The 8,332-nt window shown below is 63.6% G+C and carries 6 protein-coding genes, 1 tRNA gene and 4 pseudogenes; 5 read left to right on the forward strand and 6 right to left on the reverse strand.

All coding sequences use genetic code 11. The features are described from left to right. Together AC2VOU_RS20675 and AC2VOU_RS20680 are read left to right on the forward strand one after the other, a co-directional pair. Positions 1 to 518: pseudogene (locus tag AC2VOU_RS20675) on the forward strand (hypothetical protein); the annotation flags it as partial. 31 nt (positions 519 to 549) lie between these two features. Next, a pseudogene (locus tag AC2VOU_RS20680) lies at positions 550 to 864 on the forward strand (HNH endonuclease signature motif containing protein); the annotation flags it as partial. Here the strand turns inward: AC2VOU_RS20680 and AC2VOU_RS20685 are convergent. Both AC2VOU_RS20685 and AC2VOU_RS20690 read right to left on the reverse strand, forming a co-directional pair. Continuing rightward, positions 795 to 1,727: pseudogene (locus tag AC2VOU_RS20685) on the reverse strand (IS256 family transposase); the annotation flags it as partial. The pseudogenes AC2VOU_RS20680 and AC2VOU_RS20685 sit on opposite strands and share 70 nt — an antisense overlap. Before the next feature lie 17 nt (positions 1,728 to 1,744). Continuing rightward, on the reverse strand, positions 1,745 to 2,395 hold the full coding sequence (locus tag AC2VOU_RS20690) for a TetR/AcrR family transcriptional regulator (RefSeq protein ID WP_486959050.1): 651 nt from the start codon (positions 2,393 to 2,395) through the stop codon (positions 1,745 to 1,747). A gap of 172 nt (positions 2,396 to 2,567) precedes the next feature. On the opposite strand from AC2VOU_RS20690, the gene AC2VOU_RS20695 reads away from it, so the two are divergent. The 3 genes from AC2VOU_RS20695 (at position 2,568) to AC2VOU_RS20705 (ending at position 6,410) form a co-directional block, all read left to right on the forward strand. Next, positions 2,568 to 2,993 carry an MmpS family transport accessory protein gene (locus tag AC2VOU_RS20695; RefSeq protein ID WP_486959055.1) on the forward strand — a complete coding sequence of 142 codons (426 nt, stop codon included), beginning with the start codon at positions 2,568 to 2,570 and terminating at the stop codon, positions 2,991 to 2,993. Further along, positions 2,990 to 5,902: an MMPL/RND family transporter gene (locus tag AC2VOU_RS20700; protein ID WP_486959051.1), complete on the forward strand. Its 2,913-nt coding sequence runs from the start codon at positions 2,990 to 2,992 to the stop codon at positions 5,900 to 5,902. Before AC2VOU_RS20695 ends, AC2VOU_RS20700 begins: the two co-directional genes overlap by 4 nt. Positions 5,903 to 6,227: 325 nt before the next feature. After that, a complete protein-coding gene (locus AC2VOU_RS20705; RefSeq protein WP_486959052.1) occupies positions 6,228 to 6,410 on the forward strand; it encodes a hypothetical protein in 183 nt (60 codons plus the stop codon). Between the two features lie 177 nt (positions 6,411 to 6,587). On the opposite strand, the pseudogene AC2VOU_RS20710 reads toward AC2VOU_RS20705, so the two are convergent. The 4 genes and pseudogenes from AC2VOU_RS20710 to AC2VOU_RS20725 all read right to left on the reverse strand — a co-directional run. Continuing rightward, positions 6,588 to 6,653: pseudogene (locus AC2VOU_RS20710) on the reverse strand (hypothetical protein); the annotation flags it as partial. 233 nt (positions 6,654 to 6,886) lie between these two features. Next, positions 6,887 to 7,639 (reverse strand): CTP synthase C-terminal region-related (seleno)protein, encoded by a 753-nt coding sequence (locus AC2VOU_RS20715; protein ID WP_486959053.1) that lies wholly within the window; start codon positions 7,637 to 7,639, stop codon positions 6,887 to 6,889. Further along, complete coding sequence (locus tag AC2VOU_RS20720) at positions 7,624 to 7,746, reverse strand: hypothetical protein (RefSeq protein WP_486959054.1); 123 nt, start codon at positions 7,744 to 7,746, stop codon at positions 7,624 to 7,626. The genes AC2VOU_RS20715 and AC2VOU_RS20720 overlap by 16 nt, the downstream gene beginning before the upstream one ends. Positions 7,747 to 8,237: 491 nt before the next feature. Then, a tRNA-Tyr gene (locus AC2VOU_RS20725) sits at positions 8,238 to 8,321 on the reverse strand. Positions 8,322 to 8,332 lie beyond the last annotated feature (11 nt).

Here is an 8,332-nt window from a genome sequence, read left to right on the forward strand (position 1 = left end):
GATGCGATCGTCATAGTCACGGAAATGGTGATCCTGTCTCGCCCTGTAGCGATGAACGGCTACTGCCGTTGTCTCACCCAACCCTGTCACACAGGGGGCTGCACAACAGCTACGGCGGCTACCAGGTGGAGTCGATTCTGATCAACTGCCATTACCCCGTCACGCAGAATTCGTTCATGCTGCAATGGGGCATCTCCGTACAGAAGCCCCAAGGCATGGATGAGGCGGACACGGAGAAACTTTCCAAGGCGTTCACCGAGGGCGTCAGCATGGGCTTCCTGCAGGACGTCGAAATCTGGAAGAACAAGACCCGCATCGAAAACCCGCTGCTGGTGGAAGAGGACGGCCCGGTCTACCAGCTGCGCCGCTGGTATGAGCAGTTCTACGTCGACGCCGCCGACGTCACGGCCGAGATGACCGACCGCTTCGAGTTCGAGGTCGACACCAGCACCGCCAACGAGCACTGGCAGGCCGAGGTGGAACAGAACCTGCAACGTAAGGCGGACCAGTTGCAGTAGCAGTCGCCGAGCGTCCGGGAATTGTCGTGCGGTCCCGGGCTGTGGGGCCACCCGCGGCCTGCATGCCCACCACATCTGGCACTGGGAAGACGGCGGCCCGACCGAGCTGGCCAACCTGGTGCTGGCCTGCCCCTATCACCACCGGTTGCACCACCGCGGCGAGATCACCATCACCGGTCCCGCCGACGCGTTCGAAGTCACCGACAGCGACGGGCGGCCACTGAGCCCGGGATCACTCGCGCGCCCGCCCACCGGTCCCCGGCCCGCTGTGCCGCCCTACCCCGGCCGCAGCGGCGAACGCACCGACTGGTGGTGGTACGACGCCTTCCAACCCCAACCACCACCAACACCCGACCAGACCGGACAGCAGCCTCGCACCGAGGCCGAAATAGGCTGGGGCACTGTAGGATTGCGCTTGTCCAACCCCCCGACTCGAGGCAAGTAGGACGCGACGCCACGCGGATCGGGTTGTAAGGCGGTGAACACCAGCAGGTCGACGCGGGCGTCTTCGAGGTGGTCGGCTACCCTGGGGAGCTTGTCGGTCAGTGCATCGGCGATCCGGCCATATTGGGCTGCAACGGAATCGGCGTCGGATTGGTCGAAAACCGAGTGCAGCAGTGTGCGTACCCACGGCCACGACGCCTTCGGGGTGATGGCCATCGGGTTCGTCGCGTAGTGGGTGCGACACCGCTGCCAGGCTGCACCGGGCAAAGTGGCACCGATCGCGGCCACCGGACCGGCGTGGGCATCGGAGGTCACCGACCTGACCCCGCAGAGCCCTCTGGCGGTGAGCGACCGCAGGAAGGTCAACCAGCCCGCCCCATCCTCGGCGGTGGTGACGTCGACGCCCAGGATCTCGCGGTAGCCCTCCGCGTTGACCCCGACCGCGATCAGCACGTGCACGTTGACCGCCCGGCCGCCCTCGCGGACCTTGAGCACCGGGGCGTCGGCAGCCATAAACGTGCACGGGCCGGCGTCCAGCGGCCGAGTCCGAGACGCTTCCACGGCGGCGTCGAGTTCCTTGGCCATCACGCTCACCTGCGACTTCGACAAACTGGTGACGCCCAGGGGGTCGACGAGCTTGTCCATCCGCCGCGTCGACACCCCCAGCAGGTAGCAGGTGTCCACCGCGGCCGTCAGGGCCCGCTCCGCACGTTTGCGCCGTTCCAGCAGTCAGTCCGGAAAGTACGAACCCTGCCGCAGCTTGGGAAAGCGAAGTGCGGCGCTCAGCCTGCCGGTTGCCATCCCCGCATCGCTTCGTCCATCTGGTCGTCATTGAGCCCCCTGACCGCAAGGCGCTTCTGACCTACTTGAATACGCATGCCGTCAAGGAGTAGTGCGACGTAGCGGCGCCACAACTGCGGGTCGACGTGACCGGCCCATTCGCTGACCGTTCCCGCGAGCAAGCCGACGACCGGCATGTCCGTGTGCCCGATGCCTGGACGTAGGTGGCCGTCGTCGCGTGCCCGCTCCACCAGCTTGGACAGCAATGGGGCAAGCCGTTCTCGAGCGCATTCGACACGGTAGCCACCCGCCTTGCTATTCACCATCTCGCGCAAACCCCGGTCGGTGGCCATCAACTCACACATGTGCTCGACGAACCACACGAAGCCGTCCCACGAGTCCTCGAGTCGCAGCGCGACCTCGGCGAGGGCGGCGACCTGGTCGATGGAGTCCTCAAAGACGGCTTCGAGCAGGTCCTCCTTAGTGGCAAAGCGCCGGTAGACCGTGCCCACACCGACATTCGCGTGATGGGCGACCTCGTTGAGGGTGGCCTCTAAGCCCCTGATCGCGAACAACTCGCGGGCCGCCCCGAGCACGCGCTGCCGATTGCGTTCGGCGTCCCTGCGCAGGCCGCGGCACAGTTGGTCACTCATCTGGCTCAGCTTAGTGATGTGCGTTACCTACGTCCATAAGCGGATTGACCTTATCCACTTAACGATTTAGATTGGCTATCGATTGCCGGCCGGCGTCGGTCTGCAGCATTCATCGTCGAAAGGTCAGGCCTTGAATCCACCGACAGAGGGCGTGCGGAGGCGGGAGGCCGCGGTGATCGTGACCGTCAAGCGGGTGTGGTTGCCCGTCCTGGTTGTGGTGGCCGTGGCCCTTGGGGTCGTCAGCGTGGCCCACCTTCGGTCGGTGTTCGGCTCAGCGGGGGCGGTGGTGACACCGGTCGGGTCGGATACCGCCGAGAAGTTCAATCCGAAGGTCGTCATTTATGAGGTATTCGGAAGCGGCAGAACCGCAGTCGTCAATTACACCGACTTAAATGGGTTGCCGCAGCGGGCGGGGGATGTGTCCCTCCCGTGGTCGTTGAAGCTGGAGACCACGGTCCCTTCTGTCATGCCGAACCTGCTGGCACAGGGCGACGGGCACTCGATCGGATGCCGCGTCATCGTCGATGACCACGTGAAGGATGAAAGGATGGCCCAGGGGGCGCACGCTGCAACGTACTGCCTGGTGAAGGCAGCATGAGCGCTCCCACCGACGACGCCGCGACCGACGCCGTCGCGACTGCGCGCCTTGCCGACCGCCCACGGCTGCCCCGCTTGCTGCGCACCTTCGCCATTCCGATCGCCCTAGCCTGGATAGCGGTCGTCGCGGTTCTCAATACCAGCGTTCCCCAGCTCGAAGTAGTCGGATACCTACGGGCGGTGTCGATGAGCCCCAACGACGCACCAGCACTCATCGCCACCAAGCGCGTCGGCGAGGTGTTCAAGGAATACGACACCAACAGCAACGTGATGATCGTGCTCGAGGGCGCTCATCCACTCGGCGCCAATGCGCACGCGTTCTACGACCAGATCGTTCGAGAACTCCGCGCCGACACCACACACGTTCAGCACGTCCAGGACTTCTGGGGCGACACGTTGACGGCGGCCGGCGCGCAAAGCATCGACGGTAAGGCTGCCTACGTTCAGGTCTACATCGCCGGCGACCAAGGCGAGGCCTTGGCCAACGAGTCGGTACAAGCAGTGCGCACCATCGTGAATGAGGTCAAGGCGCCACCCGGCGTCAAGGCCTACGTGACGGGACCCGCAGCCACATCGACGGATCAAAACGCCGTGGGCGATGCCAGCATGGAGATGATCGAGGGGCTCACCTTCGCCGTCATCACCATCATGCTGCTGCTTGTGTACCGGTCGGTCGTCACGGTGGCCGTCACACTCGGGATGGTGGTGGCCGGTCTGCTTTCAGCGCGCGGCATCGTCGCCTTCCTGGGATACCACCAGGTCTTCGGGCTCACCACCTTCGCCACCAACATGCTGGTAACGCTGGCCATCGCCGCCGCCACGGACTACTCGATCTTTCTGATCGGTCGCTACCAGGAAGCGCGGCGCTCCGGTGAAGACCGAGAGTCGGCTTATTACACGATGTTTGACGGCACCGCGCACGTCGTGCTTGCGTCGGGTCTGACCATCGCCGGAGCGACACTATGTCTGCACTTCACCCGGCTGCCGTACTTCCAGACGATGGGCGTCCCACTGTCGGTCGGCATGGCGATCGTAGTCGCCGCGGCCCTCACGCTCGGACCCGCGCTCATCTCGATCCTCACACGTTTTGGCAGAGTCCTCGAACCAAAGCGGTGGGGCCGTGCGCGGGGTTGGCGCCGCGTCGGATCGGCCACCGTGCGGTGGCCCGGCGCGGTGTTGGTGATGGCCACCGCCCTGGCCCTTGTCGGCCTGTTCACCCTGCCCGGCTACCACACCACTTACAACGACCGCATCTTCCTGCCGGCAGACGTACCCGCAAACGTCGGAATGGCCGCTGCCGACCGGCACTTCTCCGACGCAAAGATGAACCCCGAGCTGGTGATGGTCGAGGCCGACCATGATCTGCGCAACCCGGCCGACTTCCTGGTGATCGACAAGATCGCCAAGGCCATGGTCCGCGTGCACGGCATCGCTCAGGTGCAAACCATCACGCGGCCCGATGGCAAACCGATCGAGCATGCATCGCTGGCCTACACACTGAGTCAAAGCGGGACGGGCCAGCTGATGAACAACGACTATCAGCAAAAGGTGCTCGCCAACACGCTCAAGCAGGCCGACGAGATGCAGACGACCATCGACTCGATGACGAAGATGCAGAGCATCACCCTGCAGATGGCCGACGTCACCCGCAAAATGGCCGACAAGTTCGCCAAAACCTCGGCACACACCAACGAGATTCGGGATCACCTCGCCGACTTCGACGACTTCTTCCGGCCGCTGCGCAGCTACTTCTACTGGGAGAAGCACTGTTTCGACATCCCGGCGTGCTGGGCCCTGCGTTCGGTCTTCGACTCCCTCGACGGCATCAGCACGTTGTCCGACGACATCCAGGATCTCGTGCCCGACATCAATCGGCTGGCTGATCTGACCCCCCAGCTGGCGGCACAGATGCCGGCGATGATCCAGACGATGAAAAATCAGAAGCAGTTTCTGCTCAACCAGTATCAAGCGCAGAAGGCGCAGCAAGACCAGACCATCGCCACCCAGCAGAACTCGACAGCAATGGGACAGGCGTTCGACGCCGCCCGCAACGACGAAACCTTCTATCTGCCACCCGAAGCGTTCCAGACCGCCGACTTCAAGCGCGGCATCAAATTGTTCCTCTCACCCGACGGGCACGCCGTCCGGTTCACAGTCTTCCATCAGGGCGACCCGCTGAGCCAGGAGGGCACCTCGCACATCGAACCGCTGCGCATCGCCGCCGCCGACGCCATCAAGGGCACCCCGCTGGAGGGCTCGACCGTGTACGTCGGCGGCAGTGCGGCCATGTTCAAGGACATGCAGCAGGGCGCTGACTACGACCTGATGATCACCGCGGTCGCCGCACTGATCCTGATCTTCTTGATCATGGTGTTACTGACCAGGGCCATCGCGGCGGCTTCCGTAATCGTCGGAACGGTGGTCTTGAGTCTTGGCGCCTCCTTCGGACTTTCGGTCCTGCTCTGGCAGCACCTCATCGGTATTCCGCTGCACTGGATGGTGCTGCCGATGTCGGTGATCGTGTTGCTGGCGGTCGGCGCGGACTACAACCTGCTGCTGGTGTCGCGCATGAAGGAAGAAATCCACGCCGGACTTCACACCGGCATCATCCGGTCAATGGCCGGCACGGGATCGGTGGTGACCTCTGCAGGCCTGGTGTTCGCCTTCACGATGATGGCCATGGCGGTCAGCCACCTCATCGTCATCGGTCAGGTGGGCACCACGATCGGGCTGGGCCTGCTGTTCGACACCCTGGTGGTGCGCTCGCTCATGACACCCTCGCTCGCCGCGCTCCTGGGCCGGTGGTTCTGGTGGCCTCAACGCGTGCGGCTGCGCCCGATCCCCCAACCCTGGCCACGCCCCGCAAGGAATTCCGTACCTGGCAACCCAGCGCTGATTGCGATCCCTTGATCGCAACAACAACACTACGAATGGGCCGAATCACGGCACTACCTACCAGGAGTTTCCGCCCTGTGTAGTTGGCTGGCTTGTCTTTTTGTTGTGGCGCTCGGCTTTTGACGCGTATAGGTGTATTGGCGCATATATGCGGCAATACCGACCTGTTGACTTTCGCACCCATGCGGCGGTCGCTGCGCAGGCCAGTTGGTAATCGCGGTGTTTGTGGGGTTCGAGTTGAGCTGGGCCAAACTTCGGTAATTCGAGCTGCGAGAAGGGTTCCGCGGAGCTTGGTGAGCATGTCTTCGAAGGGCCCTGTGCCGGTACAGAGTTGGGCGGCGTGCCGGGCGGTGAGGTCGTCGGGGTGGTGGCCGTGGGTGGCGCACCAGACGATGACGAGGCTGTAGACGACGAACCCGAGCGCCCGACCAAGGACGCCGACGCCAACGCCGTACACGTCGACGTCACCGCCGAGCGACTCTGCCGGGTGATCCGGGACATCGGCCGCGACCGACGTCGATGACGGGGTGATGTTCGACCTCGACACGTACGTTCTTCATTTCCGCGCGGATCCTGGCGGTGCTATCCCTCGTCGAGGTAGAGCGCGACGAGTCCGTGCAGGACGTGTCCCGTCACCGCGGACAGGCCGTTGGTAGCACAGTCCGGCGGGAACGCCATACGAGCGCAGTAGCGCTGCCAGCAAGTGCGACTTCGCGCAGCACAGGCCTACGCGATGTTCGAGGACCTCACTAGCCGTCAACGTCATTCGGGGATCTGAGACGTCATAGGAGTGGCCACCTTGTCACGCACCCATTCGAAGGCAGCTTTCGCGAACGGCGCGTCGCTACCTGCTCGTTGCCGCAATTCCCGCACGAGTGCACGCACAGCCCGGTATGAGGTCCGGATAAACTCGTCATCGCCCAAATAGTTGGTGGGCGTTGGTGATTCAAACACGTTAGGGGGATTCGTCATCGGCAACCTTGCAATCGAGTTCGCGTGTCAGACCTGCGGCCGAACGCTCGCGCCTGATTGGTCTGGCGGTTCGACGCGTTGACGGTTTGCCGCTGCAGACAACAGTGCCGTCACAAGCGGGTGGGGTTCCTCGATAGTCGAGCGATTCTGCGGCACGAACAGCGTGGCGACGTAAAACGGATGCCCCGGAAGCTCGAAGACACGAGCTTCGTCATCGTCATCGACTCCGGTGACGCGTAGTCCGCCGTCATCGAGCGTCTGCCGGTAGGTCGGGTTCAGTCCGAAGTTGCAATAATAAAGCTCGCTGGCTCTGCGGGCTTTATAGCACTGGGCGGCCAATGATCCTGGTTTCAGGTTGACCGGCATGGTTTTTCCCGCCAACGAGCACGTCAGAGCCGAAATGAATAGCCGAGACCCGTACGGGTTATAGTTCGTATCCTCCGCGTCGTCGAAGCCGAGCACACCGCGCGCGTACTCCAGAATGATGTGCTGGCATCCGCCACAAGTGCCAAGAGTCGGTACCGCGGTCTCGCGCCCAAAACGTAAAGCGGAAAGTGCCCCAGCCAAGCTACGGTACGGGCTGCCCGGTGCGCACCACAACGCGTCTGCTGTCGCGACGCAGCCGAGATCGGCTTCTAACGCGTCGGTAGCCACCCACGCCACTGACGCTTCCAGCCCGAGCACCACGGCTGAATGGCTGATCGCCGCATTAGTGGCAAGGTGCGGGGCATAGGAGCCGTCGAAATCGCCAATGACCGCTACGTTCAACCGATCTGCCATACTCTCGGTCCATTCTGCGTCGAAGCCACTGCGCCGGTGGGCAGCAGCGGATCCACGATCAACCGCGCCGGCGCCAGCCCGATGCGGTCGGCATCCCAGGCGTGCATCCGGCGAGCATGCCCACCACGGTGCGGCGCCCGCCTGCCCGACCAGTCCGGTGGCCAGCACCGCGAACACCGCGAACGTCGACGAGCGTAGAAGCGCGGGACGAAAGGCATCCAACACAGCTACGCCAGGAGGCGGCTAAGGTCAACGAACGAAGCATCGGCGGGAACCTCGAACGCACGAGCGGATCCGTCAACATGCCGAAGTCTCACACGTCTAACTGCGAAACTCAAGATTAACGTAAAGCGTCCACGCCGGCGGATGACCTTTCCCGACGTCGTCGGTCTGCTGGGGCCCGCAACAGCGACACACAGTTAAAAGCGGCGAACGACAGGTCAAATCCGTACACGCTCGTCTCTTGAAGGCGCGCCCCGTGCCCCATCGGGTGCGATCCCCATTATCCGGCCGGTGCCGCACCACGCCGCCTCAGCCGGCCCGCCCTCAGCGGCGCGCAGTCGGAAATATAGCCAGCGACCAAACCGTCTCCGACCAGTGGTGGCAGGTACAGGATTCGAACCTGTGAAGCTTTCGCGACGGATTTACAGTCCGCTCCCATTGGCCGCTCGGGCAACCTGCCGCCAGACAGGT

The organism is Mycobacterium sp. TH-M25 (genome assembly GCF_057473665.1).